The organism is Enterobacter genomosp. S, from assembly GCF_001631805.1.
Taxonomy (GTDB): Bacteria; Pseudomonadota; Gammaproteobacteria; order Enterobacterales; family Enterobacteriaceae; genus Enterobacter; species Enterobacter quasihormaechei.
Genome location: NZ_LVVA01000021.1, coordinates 234,624 through 260,613, shown reverse-complemented (window position 1 = coordinate 260,613; position 25,990 = coordinate 234,624). Strand labels below are relative to the sequence as shown.

The 25,990-nt window shown below is 54.6% G+C and carries 22 protein-coding genes; 13 read left to right on the top strand and 9 right to left on the bottom strand.

The genetic code is table 11. The annotated features are described in order from the left end of the window. Window positions 1–139: 139 nt before the first annotated feature. On the bottom strand, window positions 140–2,077 hold the full coding sequence (locus A3466_RS18125; RefSeq protein ID WP_063451747.1) for a putative bifunctional diguanylate cyclase/phosphodiesterase: 1,938 nt from the start codon (window positions 2,075–2,077) through the stop codon (window positions 140–142). Between the two features lie 17 nt (window positions 2,078–2,094). Then, the gene (locus tag A3466_RS18120) at window positions 2,095–2,589 is read right to left on the bottom strand and encodes a molybdopterin-dependent oxidoreductase (RefSeq protein WP_063451746.1); all 495 of its coding nucleotides are present in this window, start codon (window positions 2,587–2,589) and stop codon (window positions 2,095–2,097) included. Between the two features lie 545 nt (window positions 2,590–3,134). Here A3466_RS18120 and A3466_RS18115 point away from each other — a divergent pair. Continuing rightward, entirely contained in the window at window positions 3,135–3,644 is a 510-nt protein-coding gene (locus A3466_RS18115) for a hypothetical protein (protein WP_063451745.1), read from the top strand. 21 nt (window positions 3,645–3,665) lie between these two features. Here the strand turns inward: A3466_RS18115 and A3466_RS18110 are convergent, their stop codons facing one another. Both A3466_RS18110 and A3466_RS18105 read right to left on the bottom strand, forming a co-directional pair. Then, entirely contained in the window at window positions 3,666–5,450 is a 1,785-nt protein-coding gene (locus A3466_RS18110) for a diguanylate cyclase (RefSeq protein ID WP_063451744.1), read from the bottom strand. A 112-nt stretch (window positions 5,451–5,562) separates the two neighbouring features. Further along, window positions 5,563–6,672, bottom strand: a complete 1,110-nt coding sequence (locus A3466_RS18105) for an AI-2E family transporter (protein ID WP_063451743.1) — start codon at window positions 6,670–6,672, stop codon at window positions 5,563–5,565. A 158-nt stretch (window positions 6,673–6,830) separates the two neighbouring features. Between A3466_RS18105 and mmuP the strand changes: the two genes are divergently transcribed. The 6 genes from mmuP to tauD all read left to right on the top strand — a co-directional run bounded on the left by mmuP (window position 6,831) and on the right by tauD (window position 12,736). Continuing rightward, window positions 6,831–8,231: an S-methylmethionine permease gene (gene mmuP, locus A3466_RS18100; protein ID WP_063451742.1), complete on the top strand. Its 1,401-nt coding sequence runs from the start codon at window positions 6,831–6,833 to the stop codon at window positions 8,229–8,231. Next, a complete protein-coding gene (mmuM, locus tag A3466_RS18095; protein ID WP_063451741.1) occupies window positions 8,218–9,150 on the top strand; it encodes a homocysteine S-methyltransferase in 933 nt (310 codons plus the stop codon). The genes mmuP and mmuM overlap by 14 nt, the downstream gene beginning before the upstream one ends. Before the next feature lie 176 nt (window positions 9,151–9,326). After that, entirely contained in the window at window positions 9,327–10,289 is a 963-nt protein-coding gene (tauA, locus tag A3466_RS18090; protein ID WP_063451740.1) for a taurine ABC transporter substrate-binding protein, read from the top strand. 10 nt (window positions 10,290–10,299) lie between these two features. Beyond that, on the top strand, window positions 10,300–11,067 hold the full coding sequence (gene tauB / locus A3466_RS18085; RefSeq protein ID WP_063451739.1) for a taurine ABC transporter ATP-binding subunit: 768 nt from the start codon (window positions 10,300–10,302) through the stop codon (window positions 11,065–11,067). Further along, a complete protein-coding gene (gene tauC / locus A3466_RS18080; protein WP_063451738.1) occupies window positions 11,064–11,891 on the top strand; it encodes a taurine ABC transporter permease TauC in 828 nt (275 codons plus the stop codon). The genes tauB and tauC overlap by 4 nt, the downstream gene beginning before the upstream one ends. Further along, complete coding sequence (tauD, locus tag A3466_RS18075; RefSeq protein WP_063451737.1) at window positions 11,888–12,736, top strand: taurine dioxygenase; 849 nt, start codon at window positions 11,888–11,890, stop codon at window positions 12,734–12,736. Before tauC ends, tauD begins: the two co-directional genes overlap by 4 nt. 59 nt (window positions 12,737–12,795) lie before the next feature. Here tauD and A3466_RS18070 read toward each other — a convergent pair whose 3' ends face one another. Beyond that, window positions 12,796–14,496 carry a lysophospholipid acyltransferase family protein gene (locus A3466_RS18070; protein ID WP_063451736.1) on the bottom strand — a complete coding sequence of 567 codons (1,701 nt, stop codon included), beginning with the start codon at window positions 14,494–14,496 and terminating at the stop codon, window positions 12,796–12,798. A 73-nt stretch (window positions 14,497–14,569) separates the two neighbouring features. Beyond that, window positions 14,570–15,544, bottom strand: coding sequence for a porphobilinogen synthase (hemB, locus tag A3466_RS18065; protein ID WP_063451735.1), 975 nt, complete (start codon window positions 15,542–15,544; stop codon window positions 14,570–14,572). Window positions 15,545–15,996: 452 nt separating this feature from the next. On the opposite strand from hemB, the gene A3466_RS18060 reads away from it, so the two are divergent. Continuing rightward, window positions 15,997–18,771, top strand: coding sequence for an autotransporter outer membrane beta-barrel domain-containing protein (locus A3466_RS18060; protein ID WP_063451734.1), 2,775 nt, complete (start codon window positions 15,997–15,999; stop codon window positions 18,769–18,771). Between the two features lie 89 nt (window positions 18,772–18,860). Beyond that, window positions 18,861–19,487, top strand: a complete 627-nt coding sequence (locus A3466_RS18055; RefSeq protein WP_063451733.1) for a helix-turn-helix domain-containing protein — start codon at window positions 18,861–18,863, stop codon at window positions 19,485–19,487. 2 nt (window positions 19,488–19,489) lie between these two features. Here the strand turns inward: A3466_RS18055 and ampH are convergent, their stop codons facing one another. After that, window positions 19,490–20,650, bottom strand: a complete 1,161-nt coding sequence (gene ampH / locus A3466_RS18050; RefSeq protein ID WP_063451732.1) for a D-alanyl-D-alanine-carboxypeptidase/endopeptidase AmpH — start codon at window positions 20,648–20,650, stop codon at window positions 19,490–19,492. A gap of 351 nt (window positions 20,651–21,001) precedes the next feature. Here ampH and sbmA point away from each other — a divergent pair, with 351 nt between their 5' ends. Continuing rightward, window positions 21,002–22,222 carry a peptide antibiotic transporter SbmA gene (gene sbmA, locus A3466_RS18045; RefSeq protein WP_063451731.1) on the top strand — a complete coding sequence of 407 codons (1,221 nt, stop codon included), beginning with the start codon at window positions 21,002–21,004 and terminating at the stop codon, window positions 22,220–22,222. A 12-nt stretch (window positions 22,223–22,234) separates the two neighbouring features. Beyond that, a complete protein-coding gene (locus A3466_RS18040) occupies window positions 22,235–23,332 on the top strand; it encodes a DUF1615 domain-containing protein (RefSeq protein ID WP_063451730.1) in 1,098 nt (365 codons plus the stop codon). Here the strand turns inward: A3466_RS18040 and A3466_RS18035 are convergent, their stop codons facing one another. Next, window positions 23,333–23,635: a DUF2755 family protein gene (locus A3466_RS18035; protein ID WP_063451729.1), complete on the bottom strand. Its 303-nt coding sequence runs from the start codon at window positions 23,633–23,635 to the stop codon at window positions 23,333–23,335. It lies immediately after the preceding gene. A gap of 247 nt (window positions 23,636–23,882) precedes the next feature. On the opposite strand from A3466_RS18035, the gene A3466_RS18030 reads away from it, so the two are divergent. Next, entirely contained in the window at window positions 23,883–24,101 is a 219-nt protein-coding gene (locus A3466_RS18030) for a DUF2754 domain-containing protein (protein ID WP_063451728.1), read from the top strand. Window positions 24,102–24,104: 3 nt separating this feature from the next. On the opposite strand, the gene ddlA is transcribed toward A3466_RS18030, so the two are convergent. Continuing rightward, window positions 24,105–25,202, bottom strand: a complete 1,098-nt coding sequence (gene ddlA / locus A3466_RS18025; protein WP_063451727.1) for a D-alanine--D-alanine ligase — start codon at window positions 25,200–25,202, stop codon at window positions 24,105–24,107. Between the two features lie 104 nt (window positions 25,203–25,306). On the opposite strand from ddlA, the gene A3466_RS18020 reads away from it, so the two are divergent. Continuing rightward, the gene (locus A3466_RS18020) at window positions 25,307–25,990 is read left to right on the top strand and encodes an extensin-like domain-containing protein (RefSeq protein ID WP_063451726.1); all 684 of its coding nucleotides are present in this window, start codon (window positions 25,307–25,309) and stop codon (window positions 25,988–25,990) included.

The following is a 25,990-nucleotide window of genomic DNA, read 5'->3' as shown; positions in this document are numbered from 1 at the left end:
CTCCAGGACCAAAGCCTCGGATTGAGTTAAAAGATATTTACGCGATGAACAATAACACCTGCTTTTTTTAAGTGAATAGCCAGAGCTAAATATATGATCCCGTAGGAGATCACATATTTAGCTGGTTGGGCAAAGGAGATCATTTCAGGCCGTGCTTAATTTTGCTGTCCACCTGAGGCTGTGGTTTGCTGAAAAGATATCCCTGCACCAGCTCGCAACCCAAAGCCTGAAGACGCTCAAGCTGCTCTTCGGTCTCAACACCCTCGGCAATAACACCCATATTTAGGCTTTTAGCCATCCCGGTAATAAGCTTTACAATATTAAGCGCATCGTCTTGCGTAGATATCGGATTGACAAAAGATTTATCTATTTTGATTTTATCAAAATTCAGTTCACTGAGTCGTGAGAGCGACGAGTAACCCGTGCCAAAATCATCGATGGAAATTCTTACACCCAATGAGCGTAGCTTTTTGAGAATGGTAATAGGATTATTTCTGTCGCTGAAGAGAGACGACTCTGTTACCTCTAATTCAAGACGGTTAGCCGGTAGCCCGGTCTCTGTCAAAACGGACTGCACCGTACTAATAAATGATTTGCTGCCCAACTGGACAGGCGAGACGTTTACGGAGATCCTCGCCGGGACAGCCCAGGAGACCGCTTCCTTACAGGCCTGTTTGAGTACGGTTTTGCCTATTTCGTTGATCATGCCCGTTTTTTCAGCAGCGAAAATAAAGCTATCAGGAGAGAGCATTCCTTTTACAGGATGCATCCAGCGAATCAGCGCTTCATAACCGTAAATTTCCTTGCTGATGGAATTAACAATAGGCTGGTAATAAACAATAAACTCATTGTTCTCTATTGCCCTTGCCATATCGTTTTCAAGTGTTCTGCTCTCCTGCAACTTCTGAAGCATTCGCTGGCGGAAAACTTTGATCTGCTGTGAGCCTGCCTTTTTGGCCTCATAGAGCGCCAGATCGGCGAACTTATAAAGATAATCAGCACGACGTTCATTATCTGATAAAACAATGCCCACGCATGTGGCAATTTTTATAAGCTGATTATTAATTGTGTAGGGCTTGCTGATATTCTCGCTGATTTCTCTCGCGCGCGAAACGGCTTCGCTTTCGGTTAAGCCGCTGGCTAAAAAAGCAAACTCGTCTCCACCTAAACGGTAAAAAGTGTCTGAAATACTGCTCATGGCGGTCAGTCGTCTGGATACCTGGCGTAACAGTAAGTCGCCAGCATCATGACCATAAGTGTCGTTGACCTCTTTGAACCGGTCTAAATCAAATAACATCACCGTGACGGGGATATGATTTTCCTCGGCCTCACGATTAAGTTTGCTGAGATCATCCCAGAAGTAGAGGCGGTTTTTCATGCCGGTGAGGGAATCATGGTAAACGTCATACTCCAGTTTTGAATTCTGAACCTGTAGGGTCTCTTTGGATAACTGGAGTTCTTCTGCCAGACTTTCAACCTGCCTGTGCGCTTTCAGGATATTTTTATTTTGATAAATTGTTAAAAATCCCAGAATAATACTCAGAATGATCAGCAGTAAAGAGAGGGCGGAGTAAATATAGTACAGAATTTGTATTTTATGGTTGGTGCTGTTAATCGTGCTAATATCTTTCGTTAACGCGCTTGATGATAGCTGGCTGAGCGGAGCGTCCAGTAAATGCATGGTATGCAGGTATGTTTTTACGTCCGAATGGCTCATTTTTTCGAGGTTACCATCCAGATAGGCAAGTATTTGATCGAGTCTTAACGCGAGGTCTCGATGCGCCTGAACGTTTTTAACGTACTGCCCTAAATCCCCCTCCTTAAACAGATCGTTCTGACTTAACATAATTTCCAGACGCATGCGGACCTGGTCTATCGTAACGTCGTCGGAATCGGTTGCGTACAGACCAAGCCATGATTCAAAGCGGTAATATTCGGATACCAGTTGGGCGACAGACCATGACTCCGTGTAATGAGTCAGTTTTTGGAGCTCCTGCTGTCGATCGTAAACCAGAAAAGCAATATATCCAGTCGTGATAAAAAGAGAAAAAATGATACCAACCAGTATCCTGTTCATTATGTTCTCCTGAACTGCTATTCAATCTTCATCTTGCTGACCTGCCATGCCGAGCGCGAGTAATATATTTGATTATTTAATTCAGGAAGACTGTCATAAGGATATACGATGAATGCCGGACCTTTATCGCGGATGCGCATATATTCGCCATTAACTTTTAAAGCGAGTATGGCATTGTATTTTTTGAAGTCGCTGAGCGGGATGGCTGTCGCGTAATCATTAAGCGCAATAACATTGACCATGTTACCCTTGGCACCAACATAATCCATGAGTTTGCTCATCGGAACACCCTCAAACTTAGTGCGGCCATTGTACCAGGGAGATGATGTCTGGAAGCTCACCATACCGAGTTTTTCAAGGCTGGCGATATCAAACACGGCTTTGCCACTTTCATTCGTGTTCTCAATATTACCGTAAATGGTTAAAATGGGTTTACCAGCAGGTTTTGGCAACTCAGCAGCCAGGGTGACGCTTTGCACTAAAAAGCAGCACAGCAGTAGGATTAATCGCATTTCAGCCTCCACGTTTTATCATAAGTATAAGAATTATAATTTAGTTATCCTACTAGTTTATATATTTTCTCTCTCCCCAAGTTTATCCATCATGGGCAGGATGTAAAAACGCCACCCGTCGGGTGACGCAGGGGGATTTAACGATTATTCGGTTGGGCAGCAAAGCCGTTCTGCCGGGGTGAACTGACGCAGGCTGTAGCGTATGCATCAATGTGGTTCCCGGCTGATGGTCAGGCCAACACCTGCCGTTGCGCCTGTAACCAGCGCATTATTACCGCCAGGTTGAAGATCCATAATTTTTACTTTCTGATGATGTGTGAGGGCGCTTTACTCATTGTTCTGCGGGGAATAAATTAGCGGAAATGAAAAACATTTGTTCGTGAAAGTGTAGAACGAGCCAAAAATGTGATTGTCCTGGCGATGCCGACGTCTTCATTACCGTTGCTGAACATGGCTCATTTACTGCCGCAGCGTCGTCAGTCGGCAGCCACCCGAGCGATGATTAATCTTCTTACCGCAGACGCATGACAAGGAACTGTCCCATCATGAAAAAAGATAGCTATGCGTTTTTAATTCCACTTATCGTTGGCGGGTTGGCATTGATATTTGCCTTTGTTGTCTGGTCAATCAAGATTTATCGCGTGACATTTCTTACGGTCCTGGGGGAGCAGTATCTTGCGGCTGGCACATTGCTGCTGCCGCTGGTGGCGATGGTGATATTCATCGCGAAGAGGGTGTTTAAAGATAAAACCATTGGTGATGTTGTCAAAATGTATCTCGGCCTCATCATCTTCAGCCTGCCGGTTGCCATTTTCGTCATCTTTACCGCTGCCTGGCTACTGGGCGGAGAATACTCTGCCTGGAGCCAATCTTACCGGTATGAATCCGGAAGCCGAAATCGTTGTTCGGGGGCGGCAGTCTATGAGCCGGAACTCAAGAGAGAGATCCGCATCTGTTATCCACAGGGATATTATTTAATCGATGGCACCCTGTACGTGGAAAAGCGGAGCAATTCGCTGGGTATGGTGGTGCTTTGGGCGATCGCGCGCTCCTGAACCCGGACACGGATAACCCCATTAGCCCGCCTCCAGCATCCCAAAGCTGACAATCCGCGAGCGCCCCAGCTCTTTCGCCCGGTAGAGCGCAACGTCCGCCGCGCGCAGCAGGTTATCGCTTTGGGCGTGCTGCGGATAGCTGGCGATCCCGATCGACACATCCACCGGGCCAATCTCCGAAAGCCCGTAGCGCAGCGAAAGGGCATGCACACCGTTGTAAATCTCGGTTGCGGCGGCGTGCGCTGCCTCCTCATCCGCACCGGTAAGAAGCGCCAGAAACTCTTCGCCACCGTAGCGGAAGGCCAGCCCAGTATCGTGCACTGCGCGCTGAATAATGGATGCCACGCTTTTGATCACCAGGTCGCCGGCCTCATGACCAAAGCGGTCATTAATGCTCTTGAAGTGATCGATATCGATCATCAGGCAGCTTACCGGCTCCTCGTTACGCATGGCCTGCTTCATTTGAGTACGTAACGTATCCTCCAGATGGTGGCGATTACGCAGCCCCGTCAGGGGGTCGAACAGGGCTTTTTCCAGCAGCGCATCGCGCAGCCGCTGGTTGGCCAGCGCCAGTCCCAGCGCCTCGGCCATCAGTTCCAGATAGGCGCGGGACGGCGCGGTTTCAGGCGTGATGTTCTGGAATGAGAGCAATCCAATCGCCTCGCCCTGAGCAATTAAGGGTACGCACAGCGATTGCTGTGCCTGTGATTCAGGCAGATGATAACAGCCGATATCCGGCTCGCCGTTCACCGGCGGATGGCTTTGGCCACGCCGGACGGCCCAGCATTCGTCAGGATGGAACGGCTTTTTATCCCCTTCAGGCGACAGCCATTCGGCCGCACAGCGCATCTGCCACGGATCACGTTCCAGAATATACAGACGCCCGGAAACGCCCGGTGCGATATTCGGCGCAAACAGCTCCGCCACGTTCATCACGTCGGCAAAGTTTTCACAGCCCTGCAACCGCTGGGTCATTCGCGCCAGCAGCTCGCGGATGGACCAGTCAGCATCGCGCTCTTTTTCCAGCCGCTGTCTTGCCAGCCCGTTCTCGCGGAAGATGCGGATGGCCTGCGCCATATCGCCGATTTCATCAACCTGGGTGAAGTTCGGCGTTTCGACGGCGTAATCCTGCGATGCCAGACGATGCACCACGTCACTCAGACGCACCACCGGACGGAGTACGCGGCGCTTAAGGATAAAGCCCATCACAAACAAGAAGAGCAGGGCGGTCAGGCCGACCATCACCTCTGAGGCCGTTCGAAGCGTTTTGGACGTTTTGGTTGCGGCCTGCACGTCGGCAATAATGCGCTTGTCCAATAGCATGCGAAAGCGTTCGATAGCGTTGTGTGCCCGTTCGAGTTCCAGCTCATAGCGCTGACCAAAAAGCAGCGCAACGGCCTGCTGTTCCTCGCCCCGGGCGATGCCGTCAATGGCTGACTGCTGTTCATCCTGGAGTTCGTCTACAATTTTCAGTCCATCGTACAGCAGCGCCAGCTCTTCACCCGATGCCCCGGTGTTTTTGAGCTGTTGCAGCGTGTGTTCAATATTTTTCAGCTCGGCTTCTTTCGCCTGGTATTTCTCAAGCACCTCGGGCTCTTTTTGGATGACGTAAAGTCGCGCCAGATCGGAGAGCATCCAGGTGTCTGTCTCGATCTCCTCCGTCAGCTGATCGAAGACCTGGCGTTGTTTAACGGCTTCACGTTCGATGTTATCGGCATGGGAAGCCATCAGCATGACGATGCCGGAGGCAATAGTCAGGCACACCGTGACACCATAAGCCCAGTTTGTGATCGTGGCGATTCGCACCTGTTGGTTTCCTCTGCGACAAAAATGGAATAGCGTTCATTCAGATTATAGAAAACCGCTGATTTATGGCGAAAAAAAAGGCGGCCAGGGGCCGCCTTACAGAACCTCTGCTTTAGAGATCCGGAGGGTTTCTTCCCTCTTCGATAAAGTCTGCGTCAAGCTCCTCGGCATTGCCTTCGTGATCGCGCCCGGAGAAGAGGTTCCAGCAGGCGATAAACAGGGCGGCAATCAGCGGCCCAATCACAAAACCGTTAATCCCGTACAGCTCCATACCGCCCAGCGTGGTGATCAAAATCAGGTAGTCCGGCATTTTGGTGTCTTTGCCCACTAGCAGCGGGCGCAACAGGTTGTCCACCAGCCCGACGATAATGACGAAGAAGCCCACAATGAACAGGCCCTGCCACAGCTGGTGGGTGGCGAACAGGAAGATGGCGGCGGGAACCCAGACGATGGCCGACCCGACGGCAGGCACCAGAGAGAGGAATGCCATCAGCGCGCCCCACAGTACGCTGCCGTCAATACCCACGATGGCAAAGGCGATACCGCCGAGCGTACCCTGAACCACCGCCACGACCGCCGTGCCTTTCACCGTGGCGCGCGACACGCCGACAAACTTAGCGAACAGGTGCTGTTTGGCAAAGTCAGACAGCGGCAGCGAGTCGAGGATCTGGCGCACCAGATACGGCCCGTCCTTCAGCAGGAAAAACAACAGATAGAGCATAATGCCGAAGCTAATAGCAAAGCCGAATGTCCCTTTACCAATCAGGAACGCGCTGCCCGCCAGATACTGTCCGCCCTGTAGCGCGACATCGGAAAGTTTTTTCTGGATCTGCGCGGCGTTGGTGAGGTTGTGATCCGCCAGGAAGCCGCTGGCCCAGTCCGGCAGGCGGTTGAAGATACCGGCGATCACTTCCGGGAACTGCGTATTGTTCTGTTGTAGCTTGGTGTAAACCATGTTCAGTTCCACCGCGAGCGATGAAAGGATCACCATCAACGGAATAAACACAATCAGGCAGATAATGCCGAGAGTGAGGAGTGAAGCCAGCCCGTTGCGATCGCCCAACGCGGTACGCAGTTTGTTTTTCACCGGGTTAAAGATGATGGTCAGGATCGCGGCCCACAGAATCGCCGAGAAATAGGGAGACAGCACGTCAAAGAAGGCCCAGGTAACAAGGGCCAGGATGAGAATAAAGAAACCTTTGGTCAGTCCGTTAAAGCGCATAGTAAGTCCTGGTGAAGAAGAAACTGTGTCGACTATAGAACTGATTTAGGGATTTACCAATAATTGCGCTGAAGTCGCGGCGGGTGGCTTTTTATTAACAATCGCGGTATAACACGTCTTCTTTGGATGTTTAGATGTCTATACGTTTAGAAGGTAACATGCAAACACAACAAGAAAACGGGCAGCTTAAGCGCACCATGAAAACCCGCCACCTGATTATGCTCTCGCTGGGTGGCGTTATCGGCACAGGGTTATTCTTCAATACCGGATACATCATTTCGACAACCGGCGCGGCGGGCACGCTGCTGGCTTACCTGATCGGTGCGCTGGTGGTCTGGCTGGTGATGCAGTGTCTGGGCGAACTTTCCGTGGCGATGCCGGAAACCGGCGCGTTTCACGTCTATGCCGCCCGCTATCTCGGCCCGGCGACGGGGTATACCGTGGCGTGGCTCTACTGGCTCACCTGGACGGTGGCGCTGGGATCGAGCTTTACCGCAGCCGGGTTCTGCATGCAGTACTGGTTCCCGCAGGTTCCCGTCTGGACGTGGTGCGTGGTCTTTTGCGCGGTGATTTTTGGCCTTAACGTGATTTCCACGCGCTTTTTTGCCGAAGGGGAATTCTGGTTCTCGCTGGTGAAAGTCATCACTATCGTCGCCTTTATTATTCTCGGTGGCGCGGCCATCTTTGGCTTTATCCCTATGGCGGATGGATCTGCCGCGCCGGGGCTGAGCAACATTACCGCCGAAGGCTGGTTCCCGCACGGCGGTCTGCCGATCCTGATGACCATGGTGGCGGTCAACTTTGCCTTCTCCGGGACGGAACTTATCGGCATCGCGGCAGGGGAGACGGAAAATCCGCACAAGGTCATTCCGGTTGCTATTCGCACCACCATCGCGCGGCTCATCATCTTCTTTATCGGCACCGTGTTTGTGCTGGCGGCGCTGATCCCCATGCAGCAGGCTGGCGTGGAGAAAAGCCCGTTCGTGCTGGTTTTTGAAAAGGTCGGCATTCCCTATGCGGCCGATATCTTTAACTTCGTGATCCTGACGGCGATCCTCTCGGCGGCGAACTCGGGCCTGTACGCCTCTGGCCGTATGCTATGGTCCCTGTCTAACGAGAAAACGCTGCCGCGCTGCTTTGCCCGCGTCAACAAAAACGGCGTGCCGCTGACGGCGCTCTCCGTGTCCATGCTGGGCGGCGTGCTGGCGCTGTTCTCCAGCGTGGTCGCGCCGGATACGGTGTTTGTGGCCCTGTCAGCCATTTCCGGTTTTGCGGTGGTGGCGGTGTGGATCAGCATCTGTGTGTCGCACTTCATGTTTCGTCGCCGTCACGTGCAGTCCGGCCAGCCGCTATCCGCGTTGCAGTATCGCGCGCCATGGTATCCGCTGGTGCCCGTGCTCGGCTTTATTCTGTGCCTGGTCGCCTGCGTCGGTCTGTGGTTTGACCCCAGCCAGCGTATTGCCCTTTATTGCGGGCTTCCGTTTGTCGCCCTGTGTTATGGTGCGTACTACCTGACCCGAACTCTGACTACGCAGGAGCCTGAACATGTCGCAGAATAATCCGCTTATCGCCCTCCTTGAAAAACAGCCGTTTGTGGTGCTGGATGGGGCGATGGCAACGGAGCTGGAAGCGCGCGGTTGTAACCTTGCCGACAGCCTCTGGTCGGCCAAAGTGCTGATGGAAAATCCTGAACTGATCCGCGACGTGCACCTCGACTACTACCGCGCGGGTGCACAGGTGGCGATCACCGCTAGCTATCAGGCGACACCCGCAGGCTTTGCCGCTCGCGGGCTGGACGAAGCGCAATCCCGGGCGCTGATCGGCAAAAGCGTAGAACTGGCGCGTAAGGCGCGCGAGGCGTATCTGGCGGAGAACCCACAGGCGGGCACGCTGCTGGTGGCGGGTTCCGTGGGGCCGTATGGCGCGTATCTGGCCGATGGTTCCGAGTATCGCGGCGACTACGTGCGTAGCGCCGAAGCATTTACCGCCTTCCACCGCCCCCGCGTGGAGGCGCTGCTGGATGCGGGCGCAGACCTCCTGGCCTGTGAAACGCTGCCTTCGTTCCCGGAAATCAGGGCGCTGGCCGCATTGCTGACGGCGTATCCGCGCGCCCGGGCATGGTTCTCATTTACCCTGCGTGACAGCGAGCACCTGAGCGACGGAACGCCGCTGCGGGATGTCGTTTCTGCGCTGGAAAGCTACCCGCAGGTTGTCGCGCTGGGGATTAACTGTATCGCTCTGGAAAACACCACGGCGGCGCTGACGCATCTGCACAGCCTGACGTCGCTGCCGCTGGTCGTCTATCCGAACTCCGGGGAGCATTACGATGCGGTGAGCAAAACGTGGCATCACCACGGTGAAGCCTGCGAAACGCTGGCGGGGTATTTACCGCAGTGGCTGGCGGCGGGCGCGAAATTAATCGGCGGATGCTGCCGGACCACGCCGAAAGATATTGCTGCGCTGACGGTTCAGCGCTGAGGACTTTGCCGGGTAAGGCGCAGCCGCCACCCGGCACAAACCAACCGCACAAAATTCACTATCCTTTCCCGCTTTTTTTCTAAAAACGAATCGTCATTAGCGATGCTTTTTTATTCCTTTATCAAAATTCCCGCGCCGGAAATACTGCCCTTATAACAACAAGGGGAGCAGAGAGTATGGCTATTTCATCGCGGATCACATTACTCGGCGCGCTGGCGCTGTGGGCATTTCAGGCGCAGGCGGTGGACGTCACCGTGGCGTATCAGACTTCCGCGGAACCAGCGAAAGTCGCGCAGGCGGATAACACCTTCGCCAAAGAGAGCGGGGCAAAAGTCGACTGGCGCAAGTTCGACAGCGGCGCGGCGATTGTGCGGGCGTTAGCCTCGGGCGACGTGCAGATTGGCAACCTAGGCTCCAGCCCGCTGGCCGTTGCCGCCAGCCAGCAGGTACCGATTGAAGTCTTCCTGCTGGCGTCGCAGCTCGGAAATTCCGAAGCGCTGGTGGTGAAGAAAACCATCACGAAACCCGAAGATTTGATCGGCAAGCGCATCGCGGTGCCGTTTATCTCCACCACGCATTACAGCCTGCTGGCCGCGCTGAAACACTGGGGCATCAAGCCGGGGCAGGTGCAGATCATTAACCTGCAACCACCGGCGATTATCGCTGCCTGGCAGCGTGGCGACATTGACGGGGCATACGTCTGGGCACCCGCCGTCAACGAGCTGGAAAAAGACGGCACCGTGCTGACCGACTCCGAAAAAGTGGGGCAATGGGGTGCGCCAACCCTTGATGTCTGGGTAGTGCGTAAGGACTTTGCCGAAAAACACCCTGAAGTGGTGAAAGCCTTCGCCAGAAGCGCCATCGATGCCCAGCAGCCGTACATCAATAACCCGGATGAATGGCTTAAACAGCCCGCCAACCTGGAGAAACTCTCACGACTGAGCGGCGTGCCGGAAGCAGACGTGCCGGGGCTGGTGAAAGGCAACACCTATCTGACGCCGGCTCAGCAGGTCCAGCAGCTGAACGGGCCGGTAAGCAAAGCTATTGTCGACACCGCAACGTTCCTGAAAGAGCAGGGCAAAGTGCCTGCGGTGGCGGCGGATTACAGCCAGTTCGTGACCGATCGCTTTGTGAAATAAGGAGGCTGCGATGCTGAACATTACAAACCTGTCTGCCGATTACGGCGGCAAACCCGCCCTGGAAGAGATCAACCTGACGCTGGACAGCGGTGAACTGCTGGTCGTGCTGGGGCCGTCCGGCTGCGGGAAAACCACGCTGCTGAACCTGATCGCCGGGTTTGTACCGTATCAGCACGGCACGATCCACCTGGAAGGGAAGCGGGTCACGGGGCCGGGCGCAGAGCGCGGCGTGGTCTTTCAGAACGAAGGGCTACTGCCGTGGCGAAACGTGCAGGAAAACGTTGCATTCGGTCTGCAACTGGCCGGCGTGGCGCGTGAACAGCGCCTGAGTACGGCGCGCGACATGCTAAAAAAAGTCGGGCTGGAGGGGGCTGAAAAACGTTTTATCTGGCAGCTTTCGGGCGGGCAGCGCCAGCGCGTCGGGATCGCCCGCGCGCTGGCGGCGAATCCGCAGCTGTTGCTGCTGGACGAGCCGTTCGGGGCGCTTGACGCCTTCACCCGCGAGCAGATGCAAACCCTGCTGCTGCGCCTGTGGCATGAAACCGGCAAGCAGGTGCTGTTAATTACCCACGATATCGAAGAGGCCGTGTTTATGGCGACGGAGCTGGTGCTGCTCTCTCCGGGGCCGGGGCGCGTGCTGGAGCGCCTGCCGCTTGAGTTTGCCCGACGCTATGTTGCGGGAGAACCGGTGCGCAGCATTAAATCCGACCCGCTGTTTATCGAAAAACGGGAATACATCCTGAGCCGCGTGTTTGAGCAGCGGGAGGCCTTCTCATGAGCATTGTTTACAGTGAAAAACCGCGGCGGGCGCGCCTCGCCTTACGCTGGCCGTTCTCTCGTCGGATCGCCTTAAGCGTCGGCACGCTGGCGGTATTGCTGGCGGTATGGTGGGCGGTTGCCGCTCAGCAGTGGATCAGCCCGCTGTTTCTGCCCCCGCCAGGCCAGGTTCTGGAAAAACTGATGACCATCGCCGGGCCGCAGGGCTTTATGGATGCCACCCTCTGGCAGCATTTAGGCGCCAGTCTGGCGCGTATTATGGTGGCGCTGCTGGCGGCGGTGATGATTGGCGTACCGGTGGGGATCGCGATGGGGCTGAGCCAGACCGTTCGCGGCATTCTCGATCCGCTGATAGAGCTTTACCGGCCCGTTCCGCCGCTGGCTTACCTGCCCCTGATGGTGATCTGGTTTGGTATCGGCGAGACGTCAAAGATCTTACTGATCTACCTGGCGATTTTTGCACCGGTCGCGATGTCGGCACTGGCTGGCGTAAAAAGTGCGCAGCAGGTACGCATACGCGCGGCGCAGTCGCTCGGTGCCAGCCGCGCGCAGGTGCTGCTGTTCGTCATTTTACCGGGCGCGCTGCCGGAGATATTGACCGGGCTGCGCATTGGCCTTGGGGTGGGCTGGTCTACGCTGGTGGCGGCAGAGCTGATTGCCGCCACGCGCGGGCTTGGATTTATGGTGCAGTCGGCGGGAGAGTTCCTGGCGACTGACGTGGTACTGGCAGGGATCGCGGTGATCGCCGCGATCGCCTTTGGATTAGAACTGGGACTGCGCGCGCTACAGCGTCGCCTGACGCCCTGGCATGGAGAAATACAATGAGTGAACGTCTGACGATTACCCCGCTGGGGCCGTACATTGGCGCGCAGGTGTCGGGCCTGGACGTAACCCGTCCGCTGAGCGATAACCAGTTTGAGCAGCTATACCACGCGGTGCTGCGCCATCAGGTGGTGTTCCTGCGCGATCAGGCCATTACCCCGCAGCAGCAGCGCGCGCTGGCCCTGCGCTTTGGCGACCTGCATATCCACCCGGTCTACCCCCATGCGGAAGGGGTGGAAGAAATTATCGTGCTGGACACTCATAACGATAATCCGCCCGATAATGACAACTGGCACACGGACGTCACCTTTATCGAAACACCGCCAGCCGGGGCCATTCTGGCAGCAAAATTACTGCCAGAGACCGGCGGCGATACGCTGTGGGCGAGCGGCATTGCGGCGTTTGAGGCGCTCTCCGCGCCGTTCCAGACTCTGCTAAGTGGTCTGCGGGCAGAGCATGATTTTAAAAAATCGTTCCAGGAGTATAAGTACCGTAAAACGGAAGAAGAACATCAGCGATGGCTGGATGCGGTCGCAAAACACCCGCCGCTGCTGCACCCGGTGGTGCGTACCCATCCGGTGACCGGCAAGCAGGCGCTGTTTGTGAACGAAGGGTTTACCACGCGCATTGTGGACGTAACGGAAAAAGAGAGCGAGGCGCTGCTCAGCTTCCTGTTTGCGCATATCACGAAACCGGAGTTTCAGGTGCGCTGGCGCTGGCAGGAGAACGATCTGGCGATCTGGGATAACCGCGTTACGCAGCATTACGCCAATGCGGATTACCTGCCGCAGCGAAGGATTATGCAGCGGGCGACGATCCTGGGGGATAAGCCGTTTTATCGTCCATAACCCGTCGTTTCCGCAGTTCATGTAGGCCGGGTAAGGCGTAGCCGCCACCCGGCAACGGGCTACAAATGGGCCTCAACGTACCGCTGATAGCGGTTCGCCTTCAGATAGCACAAATCCACCAGCACCAGCCCGTCAACGCAGTTATTGAACGCCGGATCGCTGCCGAAATCGATAAACTGCACGCCGCCTGGCTCGCATAGCTCGGAATACTGTTTATAGAGCGGCGGAATGCCGCATCCCAGATTGCCCAGCAGGGATTTCAGCTTTGTCAGGTCGCCCACGTAATCCACTCCGCCAAACTGTGCCAGCACGTCCGGAAGCGAGGCCGGGTAGGGTTGACGCGAGGCGGCTAAGGGATGGCTGGCCGGAAACCAGAGGCGATAAAACGCCACCAGCAGATCCCGTGCGGCAGGCGGTAAGCCGCCGGAGATGGACACCGGGCCAAACAGGTAGCGATAGTGTGGATAGCGCGCCAGATAGGCGCCAATGCCTGACCACAGATAGTCCAGACCGCGACGTCCCCAGTAGCGCGGCTGTATAAAGCTGCGCCCCAACTCAATGCCATGCACCAGTATGTCCTGCATTTTTTCATCGTAGTGGAACAGGCTGTAGCTGTACAACCCGTCAACGCCGCGCTTTTCAACCTGCATCGCCGTCGGCATAAAGCGATACGCGCCGACAATCTCCAGATCGTCATCATCCCAGAGGATCAGGTGCAGATAGTCATCATCGTAGCTGTCCATATCCCGGCGCTTGCCGCTGCCTTCTGCCACGGCACGAAAGGCAATCTCGCGCAGCCGTCCCAGCTCGCGCAGAAGAGGTGCCTCCTCCTGCCCGTTGCGCTGCCACAGGTAGATGGTTTTACCATCGCTGGTTTTGCCCAGACACTCGGCCTGCGCCAGCTCGCGCTTCAGTGTGGCCCGATCTTCCGGGCGGGCAATGGCGCATTGGGTTTTAAAGACGCCAGGCAATCCCTTGCCAAGACGTATCACGTGCTGACGGCACTGCTCGGCCATTTCACGCGATGAAAGGGTAGCGCTAAACCTGTCATTCCAGGCAATCTGCTGGCCGATTTTGATCGGCAGCTGGCTGTGACGACGGCGAAACATCTGTTGCATCAGCAGCAGCATGGATACGGTGGGCGATACCAGTGTGCTGGCATAAAACAGCAGGCTGTTGTGCGCCTGAATATGTACCGGGAGTAACGGCACCCGTAGTTTGCTGGCCAGCTTGATAAAGCCCGGATGCCATTTTTTATCGCGGATGCCTTTGCGCGTTGGGCGGGAGACTTCGCCCGCCGGGAAGAAGATCAGCACGCCGGCGTTTTGCAGGTGCTGCTCCATCTGTATCAGCGAGGCTTTTGCGGTTTTTCCGCCCATATTATCCACGGGGATAAACAACGAACTGAGGGGCTCAAGGTGGGACAGCATCCGGTTGGTGACAACCTTGACGTCGCGGCGCACGCGCGAAACGGCGTACAGCAGCGCCAGCCCATCCAGGGTGCCGGTCGGGTGGTTAGCTATCACAATGAGTGGGCCGTGTTCGGGGATTTGTTCGAGATCGCGGGCGGAAACGGTGCAGAGAATATCAAGGTGTTCCAGAACCTGCTCCACCATATCCAGCCCTTTCAGGTGACGGTGGCGGGCGGCAAACTGCTGAAATTCGTCTTCGTGGAGCAGTCTTTTTAACAGACTTTTTTGCCAGGGTGCGGGCCTCGCCTGAGGCCAAAGGTCATCAAGAACGCTGTCGAGACTAAACATTGATCACTCCTCCTGCCGTCTTGCCCAGACAGTAGAAGGAGGAGATGTCGGTTGTATTGCAGTTTGGTGAAGATTAGCGGAGGATTTTTTTCTCGGCCAGATCCAGCGCGAAGTAGCTGAAGATCAGATCCGCGCCCGCGCGCTTGATCGCCCCCAGGCTTTCGAGGATCACTTTATCTTCGTCAATAGCACCCGCCTGCGCGGCGAATTTGATCATCGCGTACTCGCCGCTCACCTGGTAAGCGCCCAGCGGCAGTTCGGTGCGTTCGCGAATGTCGCGCAGGATATCCAGATACGCGCCGGCCGGTTTCACCATCAGACAGTCTGCGCCCTGAGCCTCATCCAGCAAGGATTCACGAATCGCTTCGCGGCGGTTCAGCGGGTTCATCTGATAGGTTTTACGATCGCCCTTCAGCGCCGTGCCCGCCGCCTCACGGAACGGGCCGTAGAACGAAGAGGCGAATTTGGTGGAGTAGGACATGATGGCGGTGTCGGTAAAGCCTGCCGCATCCAGCGCCTGACGAATAGCCTGAACCTGTCCGTCCATTGCCGCCGACGGCGCAATGAAATCCGCACCTGCAGCGGCCGCAACCACCGCCTGCTTGCCGAGGTTCAGCAGGGTCGCATCGTTGTCCACGCCGTGATCGCACAGCACACCGCAGTGGCCATGAGAGGTGTATTCGCAGAAACAGGTATCGGACATGACGATCATCTCCGGCACGCTCTCTTTGCAGATGCGCGACATGCGGGCCACGAGGCCATCTTCCTTCCAGGCATCGCTGCCGGTGGCGTCGGTGTGGTGGGAGATACCGAAGGTCATCACCGAGCGGATCCCCGCATTGGCAATGCGTTCAATCTCGCGGGCCAGATGCTTCTCGGGAATACGCATCACGCCTGGCATCGCGTCGATGGCTTTGTAGTCATCGATCTCTTCTTCAACAAAAATCGGCAACACCAGATCGTTTAAGCTCAGTGTTGTCTCTTCAAACATGGCGCGCAGTGCGGGTGACTTGCGCAGGCGACGGGGACGTGCAATTAAATCGGTCATGGTATGCCTGATGTTTGTGGAACAAAGAGGTATAGTGTACCTGAAAGCGGGAAGCGGTGTTTTACTAAAGTTGTCTTTTAGATTTTCGAAAACAGCTAATATTTTCCATATGTGTTTTGCCTATATTATAAGCCTTATTATAGGGTTTAACGTGGTGTGAAATATTGGCGAAGCTTCTATATTAGATAGGGGTTATAACTATTAATGATTTATTGTATTTTATGATATGTATTGAACCGACTTAAGGGGTTTGCAATCAGTTGAATTTATAATATTTATTCATAATGATTGATATTGTGCTGGGTTTTTAAGCTTAGTTGTCTGGATACGGACTTAATTGAATCATTCATTGAACCTTTTCGAAGTGAAACTGCATAATTCTTTCCGCAATTAAACATTGCCAAATGATTTGATGGACAAACTTGCTTACGTCCCTGAGGAGGGATGACCCAATGCAAACATGGAAAAAGAAACTGGTTGTATCACAACTTGCATTAGCCTGCACACTGGCTATCGCTTCTCAGGCCAATGCGAAAGATATATCCGGCACGACCTATAATACTTTTGGTTATGACAATACTGCGTCTACTCCCTGGTATTATGGTTATGCTGACTGGGATTATTCAGATGCCACACATGATGGTGACATTTATCCGGTCATCAATAAATCAACCGTAAACGGTGTTATTTCGACTTACTATCTGGATGATGGTGTCAATGGCCGTGCAAACGCGTTGAGTATTTCTAACAGCACCATTAACGGCATGATCACGTCAGAGTGTATGACCACGACGTGTGCAGATGGCGTGGATACCGATGGCACCAGCCATGCCCAGTACGATCGTTTTAGCCTGACCGTTGATAACTCCACCATCAACGATGCCTACGAGCATTACGCGTATGATGTCGTCAATGGCGAGAATACTGAAACGCATTATCTGGACACCTATGGTCTGGGTAACGCAATTACCCTGGACGTTGAATCTGATATTGTTATTCAGAACAACTCCCACGTCGCGGGTATCACGCTGACGCAGGGTTATCAGGAACTGGATAACACCCCGTACGACGGCGTTGAAGGCGTTGCTAACAGCAGCAATATCTTTACCGATACGCTGGTGGTGAAAGACTCCGTGCTGACCTCTGGTGCGTACAGCGATCTGGGCACCAACGGGTTCTACGGTCAAACGGCGAAGCCGAGCGACTACGGTGAAACCAACGCCTCGGCTGCGGATGATGCGGCGCTGATCGTTGCGGCTGGCGCGTCTGATAACGCCATGCAGACCACCGCGACCTTCGATCACTCTACCGTAACGGGTGACATTCTTTTCTCCAGCACCTTTGATAACAACTTCTACGAGAATGGCGATCCGGCAACGGATACCACTGAAGATGGCGTCTATAACCCAACCACCAACGGCTGGGACGGTACCGATACACTGGATGTTACGCTGACTAACGGCAGCAAGTGGGTCGGTGCAGCGCAGTCCAGCGTTGAAGCTATCGGCACTGCGCAGATGTATGGCCAGGGCTACAGCAACGTAGACTGGCACGCGTTATCGCCGAATAGCATCTGGCCTGATTCTACCTTTGACAGCAACGGTCACGTTGCCGGTGAAGAGGTGTACCAGAGCGGTCTGTTCAATGTGGCGCTGGATAACGGTTCCGAGTGGGATACCCGCAAGGTCTCCAACATTGATGCGCTGACGGTGAACAACCAGTCTCAGGTCAATGTTGAAAACTCCGGCCTGCTGGCGGATTCAATCACCCTGACCAATGCTTCAACCCTGAATATTGGCGACAGCGGGGCCGTAGCAACCGACAGCCTCTATCTGGACAGCTATAGCCGTGCGGCACTGACCGAAGAAACCGCTGAACTGTATGCCAACACCATTACCGTGGACAACGGTGCAGAGCTGGCGCTGGGTCTGGGTCAGGTTGATACGCACAACATGGTGCTGACCGATGGTGGTGTGCTCAACGTTGCCAGCCGCGATTATGTGCTGAACAGCGACCTGAACAACGCACGCTACATTACCAATGATCGTTACAAGGCGGAATACGACTATGGTGTTGTCGCGCTGAACTCTGACGGTCATCTGGCGGTGAACGGTGACGTTGCCGGTAACTATAAAGTGCGCATCGACGATGCCACCGGTGCAGGCTCCGTTGCTGATTACGAAAACAAAGAGATCATTCGCGTCTATGACAATAACGCGGATACCGCAGCCAGCTTTACTGCCGCAAACAAAGCCGATTTAGGTGCTTACACCTATCAGGCGCAGCAGAAGGGTGACACCGTTGTTCTCCAGCAGAAAGAACTGACTGACTACGCCAACATGGCGCTGAGCATTCCTTCTGCTAATACCAACATCTGGAATCTGCAACAGGATACCGTGGGTACGCGTCTGACCAACAGCCGTCACGGCCTGGCAGATAATGGCGGAGCGTGGGTGAGCTATTTTGGCGGCAACTTTGACGCGGATAATGGCACCGTTAGCTACGATCAGGACGTAAGCGGCATTATGGTCGGTCTGGATACGCAGATTGACGGTAATAACGCGAAGTGGATCGTCGGTGGTGCGGCCGGTTTCGCGAAGGGCGATATCAGCGATCGTACTGGCCAGGTCGATCAGGACAGCCAGACTGCGATGATCTACGCGTCTGCGACGTTTGCGAACAACGTCTTCCTCGACAGCTCACTGAACTACACCCGCTTTAACAACGACCTCTCTGCAACCATGAGCAACGGTCAGTATGTTGACGGTGACACCACCTCTGACGCGGTTGGCTTCGGGATGAAGCTGGGTTATGACTGGAAACCAAACCTGTCAGGCTACATCACCCCTTACGCGGCGGTATCTGGCCTGTTCCAGTCAGGCGACGACTACCAGCTGAGCAACGACATGCGTATCGATGGTCAGTCTTACGACAGCATGCGTTATGAACTTGGCCTGGATGCGGGTTATACCTTCAACTACGGTGGCGAGCAGGCGTTAACGCCATACTTCAAACTGGCGTACGTGTATGATGATGCCGACAACGAAGCGGATATCAACGACGACAGCATTGATAATGGCGTGGAAGGCTCTGCGGTTCGCGTAGGTCTGGGCACACAGTTCAGCTTCACGAAAAACTTCAGTGCATACACTGATGCGACTTATCTGGGCGGCGGCGACGTTGACCAGAACTGGGGAGCAAATCTGGGTGTGAAATATACCTGGTAATACAGAAAGCGCGGGGGATTTTGCCCCCGCTTTTTTATGTGCTTTAAAAATAATAAAGAACCGACATATACAGATGACTTGAGGTATGCATGAACGTTAATGCGAAACCACTTTCTGAATTAAGCCGGCTCATAAAGTGTCTGGAAGTCGCCGGTACCCCATTTAAGAACGAACCACAGCAATTAATAACTCCCGGCAATAATGATGATGAACCATTGACCTTTGTAATACAGTCCGGCATGACAGCCGTCCACCGTAAATCAGACGAATTACTGGTGGGTATTGCACGAGCACCGTATATTCATGGTTTAAGTGCATGGATAAATGACAGCTATCTTGAATATTCTCTGATAGCACAAACACCTTGCGCCGGATTTTATTTACACGCCTCTACTGCGTGCCAACTTATTCAGGAAGCACAGCTTTGGCAAGAAGCTTTCTGCTGGCTGTCCTGGCTAAATCACATACTGGGAAAACGTGATATACAGCTGGTCGGAAATAATTCCTACAGTCAAATACGGGCGATGCTGATCAATATGGCCGAGTGGGATGATACGCTACGTTCAAAAATTGGTGTTATGAATCATATTCAGCGTAGCACGCGTATTTCACGTTCGGTCGTTGCGGAAGTGCTGGCGGCGCTGCGACAGGGCAACTACATCCATATGAGCCGGGGCAAACTGATCAGCATCAACCGTTTGCCCACAGACTATTGAGATCAGTTAGAGGCCGTAAGAACCTGCGCTTTATTGGCGCTGAGCTCGGCCACCAGGTTATTTACGCCATCACTCATATTCACGAAGCGGGTGTTCGGCGACCGGGTGACCACCACAAAAGCGCCTACGTTTGATTGCGGAATCATCGCCATGTAGGTGATGAATCCGCCACCCCCACCGGTTTTTTGAATAATACCCGGGCGGCCCTCTTTTGGTGCCATGTACACCCAGCCCATGCCGAGAGCATCGGCTTTACCAGGAACGTCCATACCGATGACGCGACGTAACTGGGCACGCTGGTAGATGAGCGTCTGCATCCGGTCAGCCTGATTGCTGCGCGCGTAAAAATCCGAGGAGAGGAACTGCTGCATCCAGCGCATCATGTCGCCGGGCGTTGAATAAACCCCACCGCTGCCGATGGCGGCCAGCGTGTTATTGCACGGGCTGGCCCCTTTTTCTGCCACCATCAGTCGCTTGCACTGGTCCGGAGATGGAGTGTAAGTGGTATCTTTCATCCCCAGCGGACGCGTGATCTGCTCTTCAAACAGTTGAGGGTAAGGCTTGCCTGATGCCGACGCTAAAGCGTCAGCCAGCAGATCAAACGCGAGGTTAGAATAGCCGGCCTGCGAGCCCGGAGCCGATTTCAGGGTAGCGGTGCTCAGGTAATTCCAGCGCTGTTCGCGGGTTGGCCAGACAAAAACAGGGCGATGCGCGGCGCCACCAGGCTGCTCTCGCGGCAGGGCGCTGGTATGTGTCGCCAGGTTCACCAGTCTGATAGGCGTGCCCTGATATGTCGGCACGCGCGCGCCGGGTGGGGCATATTTGCTGAGCGGATCGTCAAGTTTCACCACGCCCTGATCGAGTAACTTCACCAGCATTTCACTGGTCATCAGCTTGGTTATCGACGCGACGCGGATGACGGAATCCAGTTGCGGGCGAACGTTATTTCCCGGTCGTGTTTCACCGAAGCTGCGAAACACCCGCTGGTTACCGTCGATCACGACCAGCGCCATTCCCGTCGCACCGCTGCCGTAATAAATCAGGTTCGCGTAGCGATCGGCAATGTCAGAGGCCAAAACCGGGGCCGTCAGAGGCTGGGCTGCCTGGGCGGTGGACAGGGTCACCGCACACAGCGCGGCGAAAGAGAGCAGACAACGTTTCAACGAAAAGCATCCATCAAGTGAATAAGGAGAGTTACGGGTATTTATACTACTAATCGGCGTCGGGCAATGGCCCGATTTGCATAACGATAGCGAGAAAAACGTAACCGTGGGTAAATTTGAACAATTTACTTGCGGCCAGACTCCCATTTTGTGACATCGACCGTATGATAGACGCTACGGTTGCTGTTGCGAATGAAACGCACCGAAACAATTCTCGAAAACGGGAAAGCGAACTAATAATTCACCCGCAGGTCTGACTTTTTTGCCTGAGCCGGGCGGCTGGCACAGGCAAGGTTTCGCGTGGCGATATGTTGAACACAGCAACAGCCATAACAACAAGAAGGAAGCACAATGTTTAAGTCATTTTTCCCAAAGCCGGGGCCCTTTTTCCTGTCGGCATTTATTTGGGCGCTGCTGGCTGTCATTTTCTGGCAGGCCGGTGGCGGCGCGTGGCTGACCCGTCTTACGGGAGCAACGGGCGAGATCCCCATTAGCGCAGCGCGCTTCTGGTCCATGAGCTATCTGCTTTTCTACGCTTACTACCTGCTCTGCGTAGGGCTTTTCGCCATGTTCTGGTTCATCTATTCTCCTCACCGCTGGCAATACTGGTCGATTCTCGGCACGTCGTTAATCATCTTTGTCACCTGGTTCCTGGTGGAAGTGGGCGTGGCGGTCAATGCCTGGTATGCGCCGTTTTACGATCTGATCCAGACGGCGCTGAGTTCGCCGCATAAGGTGACCATAAACCAGTTCTACCATGAGGTAGGGATCTTCCTCGGCATCGCCCTGATCGCCGTGGTGATCGGTGTGATGAATAACTTTTTCGTCAGTCACTACGTGTTTCGCTGGCGTACCGCGATGAACGAACACTATATGGCGCACTGGCAGCACCTGCGTCATATCGAAGGTGCCGCACAGCGTGTGCAGGAAGACACCATGCGTTTTGCCTCAACGCTTGAAGATATGGGCGTGAGCTTTATCAACGCCATCATGACGCTTATCGCCTTCCTGCCGGTGCTGGTAACGCTTTCATCGCACGTTCCGGAGTTGCCGATTGTCGGGCATCTGCCATATGGCCTGGTGATTGCCGCGATCGTCTGGTCGCTGATGGGAACGGGGCTGCTGGCGGTCGTGGGGATCAAGCTGCCGGGGCTGGAATTTAAAAACCAGCGCGTGGAAGCGGCCTACCGTAAAGAGCTGGTGTATGGCGAAGACGATGCCAACCGTGCGTCACCGCCAACCGTGCGTGAGCTGTTTGGCGCCGTACGTCGTAACTACTTCCGCCTCTATTTCCATTACATGTATTTCAATATCGCGCGCATTCTTTATCTTCAGGTGGATAACGTTTTCGGGTTGTTCCTGCTGTTCCCGTCTATCGTTGCGGGTACGATCACGCTCGGTCTGATGACCCAAATCACCAACGTCTTTGGTCAGGTTCGCGGTTCGTTCCAGTACCTGATAAGCTCCTGGACTACGCTGGTGGAGCTGATGTCCATCTATAAACGTTTACGCAGTTTCGAGCGTGAGCTGGACGATAAGGACTTGCAGGAAGTCACCCATACATTAGGTTAAAAAGGAATTGCTATGCCATTTGCCGTACCACGTGGATTACCGCTGACGTTACTCGCTGCCTTCGTGCTGGCGGGCTGTGCCGATAAAGGGGCCGCCCCGCTCAAAGAAGGCGAGAAGCCCGTTGATGTGGCGAGCGTGGTGCGGCAAAAAATGCCCGCCAGCGTGAAGGATCGCAGCGAGTGGGCTGATGCGCTGGCAACAACCTTCAAAAGCCAGAAGATTGCGCCTACCGAGGAGAATATCTGCTCGGTGCTGGCGGTGGCGCAGCAGGAATCGATGTATCAGTCAGATCCTGTCGTGCCTGGCCTGAACAAAATCGCCTGGAAGGAGATCGACCGCCGGGCCGAATCGATGCATATCCCGGTTTTCTTGGTGCATACCGCCCTTAAAATCACCTCGCCAAACGGTAAAAGCTACAGCGAACGGCTGGATACGGTGAAAACTGAGAAACAGCTGAGCGCCATTTTCGACGACCTGATTAATATGGTGCCGATGGGGCAGAAGCTGTTTGGTTCGCTGAATCCGGTGCATACCGGCGGCCCGATGCAGGTCAGTATCGCATTTGCGGAAAAACATACAGACGGCTATCCGTGGGATATCGACGGTACGGTGCGTCAGGAAGTCTTCTCCCTGCGCGGCGGACTGTGGTTTGGAACGTATCATCTGCTGAATTATCCGGCCAGCTACGATAAACCGCTGTATCGTTTTGCTGACTTTAACGCGGGCTGGTATGCCAGCCGAAATGCCGCCTTCCAGAATGCGGTAAGTCGCGCCAGCGGTGTGAAGCTGGCTTTGGACGGCGATCTCATTGCTTACGGCAGTAGCGAGGCGGGCACCACCGAACGTGCGGTGCGTAAACTCTCGACGAAGCTGGAGATGAGCAACAGCGATATCCGCCGTCAGCTGGAGAAGGGCGATAGCCTGGCGTTTGAGAAAACGGATTTGTATAAGCAGGTCTTTGCGCTCGCCGAGAAGAAAAGTGGAAAGGCATTACCGAGAGCCATTCTGCCGGGCATTCAGCTGGAAAGCCCGAAGATCACGCGTAACCTGACGACCGCCTGGTTCGCAAAACGCGTGGACGATCGTCGGGCTCGCTGCATGGGACTGTAATCAGCGGCGGTGGCGCCAGCGCAGGACGAGTGCAATGACGCCCAGCACCATGCTGCCCGCGAGGAAGGGGATGAGCCCGAACACGGTGCTCACACCTAAACCGATTTCAACGCGCGGGCGGCCGGTATCCTGAACCTGCATCAGGTGCTCATACACGCCAGGAGCGTGCACCAGCATGTTCAGCAGTTGGGTTCCTGCCCAGAAGCAAAACAGAACAAACAGGGCATAGGCAATGTTCCCCGCAGTGGAGGTTTTTGGTTGTTTTCCGCCAAAAATCGGTTTCGACAATGTAAAGTCTGCCATAAGACCTCCCGAAAATATCACTCTGTTTTAATACGCGTCGTACAGGGTGAGTGTGACAGGTCATAGCATTTGTCAATATCAGAATCGTGGGAAAGTCGGCTCAGGATTCCTCCTGGATTGTCGATTTATGCATCATGTCACAAATTGATAACATAAGTGAAACTGTGCTGCATTTCAGAATTTACGTATCCGCCACAGACGTCTTCAGTAAACTGTGAGAGGATGGTTTTTTTCTGCCGGAGTTGTCATGAAGCTCACTTCCAAACTACGCCGTGACTGGCATTACTACGCCTTTGCGATCGGGCTGATCTTTATTCTTAACGGTGTTGTCGGGCTGCTGGGGTTTGAAGCGAAAGGCTGGCAAACCTATGCGGTGGGGCTGGTGACCTGGGTCATCAGTTTCTGGCTTGCGGGATTCATTATCCGTCGTCGTCCCGATGAGACGACGACAGAGAACGTCGAGTAACCGTTAGTTCATCGAACTTTTCAGGGCGCTGTCAGCGGCGTGACGTTCCAGCGCCAGTTCAATCAGGCGAGTGATCAGTTCCGGATAACTTATCCCGCTGGCCTGCCACAATTTCGGGTACATACTGATATTGGTAAAGCCCGGCAGGGTGTTGATTTCGTTAATCACTACCTCGTTATCCGGCGTCAGGAACACGTCGACGCGCGCCATCCCGCAGCATCCCAGCGCCTGATAGGCTTCAACGGCGATCGCGCGGATCGTGTCGTTAACGTCGGGATCGAGCGCGGCGGGCACCACAACCTGGGCGCCTTTGTCGTCAATATATTTGGTGTCGTAGGAATAGAAGTCGCTGTTCAGAACCACTTCACCGCAGGTGCTCGCCTGGGGAAAATCGTTGCCCAGGACAGCGCACTCGATTTCGCGACCTTTAATTCCCTGCTCAACCACCACCTTATGATCGAATTCGAAGGCCAGACGAACGGCATCGTTAAACTGTGCTTCGCTGGTCACTTTACTGACGCCCACGGAAGAGCCCTGATTCGCGGGTTTCACGAACAGCGGCAGGCCGAGCTGCGCCTGGATCTGCGCGAAGGTGTGTTTATCGCGGTTAGCACGCGTAAGCGTCACGAACGGCGCAATGTTCAGACCGGCGTCGCGCAGCAGACGTTTAGTGACGTCTTTATCCATGCAGGCGGCAGAGCCAAGCACATCGGAGCCGACAAACGGCAGGTTCGCCATACGCAACATCCCTTGCAGGGAACCGTCTTCGCCCAGCGTGCCGTGAACGATGGGGAACACTACGTCAATCTGTGCCAGCGCCTGCGCGTTCCCGGCATTAATAAGCTGTCCCTGTTCCACGCCCGGCACCGTTGCGACGCTGATATCAGAAGGATTAAGGGCGATGTGCGCCGGATCGTCAGCATGTAGCAGATACTGGCTGGCATCGTTAACATGCCACTGGCCCTGTTTATCAATGCCCAGCAGCACCACGTCAAAACGGCTTTTATCAATCGCATCAACGATATTTTTAGCCGATTGCAATGACACCTCGTGCTCTGCCGATTTTCCCCCAAAGACAATACCTACGCGCTGCTTTGCCATCTCACTCTCTTCCAGTCTGACGAAAAGCCAATAACATACCACGATGCCCGGCGGGTTTCGCGGCCTTCTGCCATAATGTTTTAAGGGATGTTGAAGGGGGGCGCGTGAGAGGAAAAGGTCTGCTTATTCTTATCGTTATTGCCTGGATCGCCGCGGTGGGTTATCGCTGGTTGCCGCCCCATTACAACCCTTTCGTGCCGCTTACGCTTGACGATCCGCCCGGAAAAATAACCCAGTTTAAACTTCGGCGCTTAACGCCGCAGGCGTGCGAAAATCTGTTAGCGCAGGCGAATCAACGCCAGCTTATCCGTACCCAGGCTGTTGCTGACAGCGCCGGGGAGTGCCCGCTAAGTAACGTGGTGCGCGTGCGCGATTTTGGCCCGGTCAGCCTGAACGGCAGCTTTCTTGCCAGTTGCCCGCTGGCGTTAAGTTCGGCGCTGTTTGTCAGCCAGCAGGCTCGACCGCTTACCAAAACCTGGACGGGAAGCGAGCTTACGCGCATTGAACATCTGGGTAGCTTTGCCTGCCGGAATATCTATAGCCGCCCGGATGCGCGGCGCAGTGAACATGCTACTGCGGATGCGCTGGATATCAGTGCCTTCCGGCTGGCAAACGGACAGCGCGTTACCATCCTCAATGGCTGGAAAGCGGAAAAGACGCAGCCCTGGCTACAGGCGCTGCTGTCGGCAAGCTGCGGCTATTACGGTAACGGTCTGGGGCCGAACTATAATGCCGCTCATGCCAACCATTTCCATTTGGGGATGCGCGGATATGGATTATGTCGATGA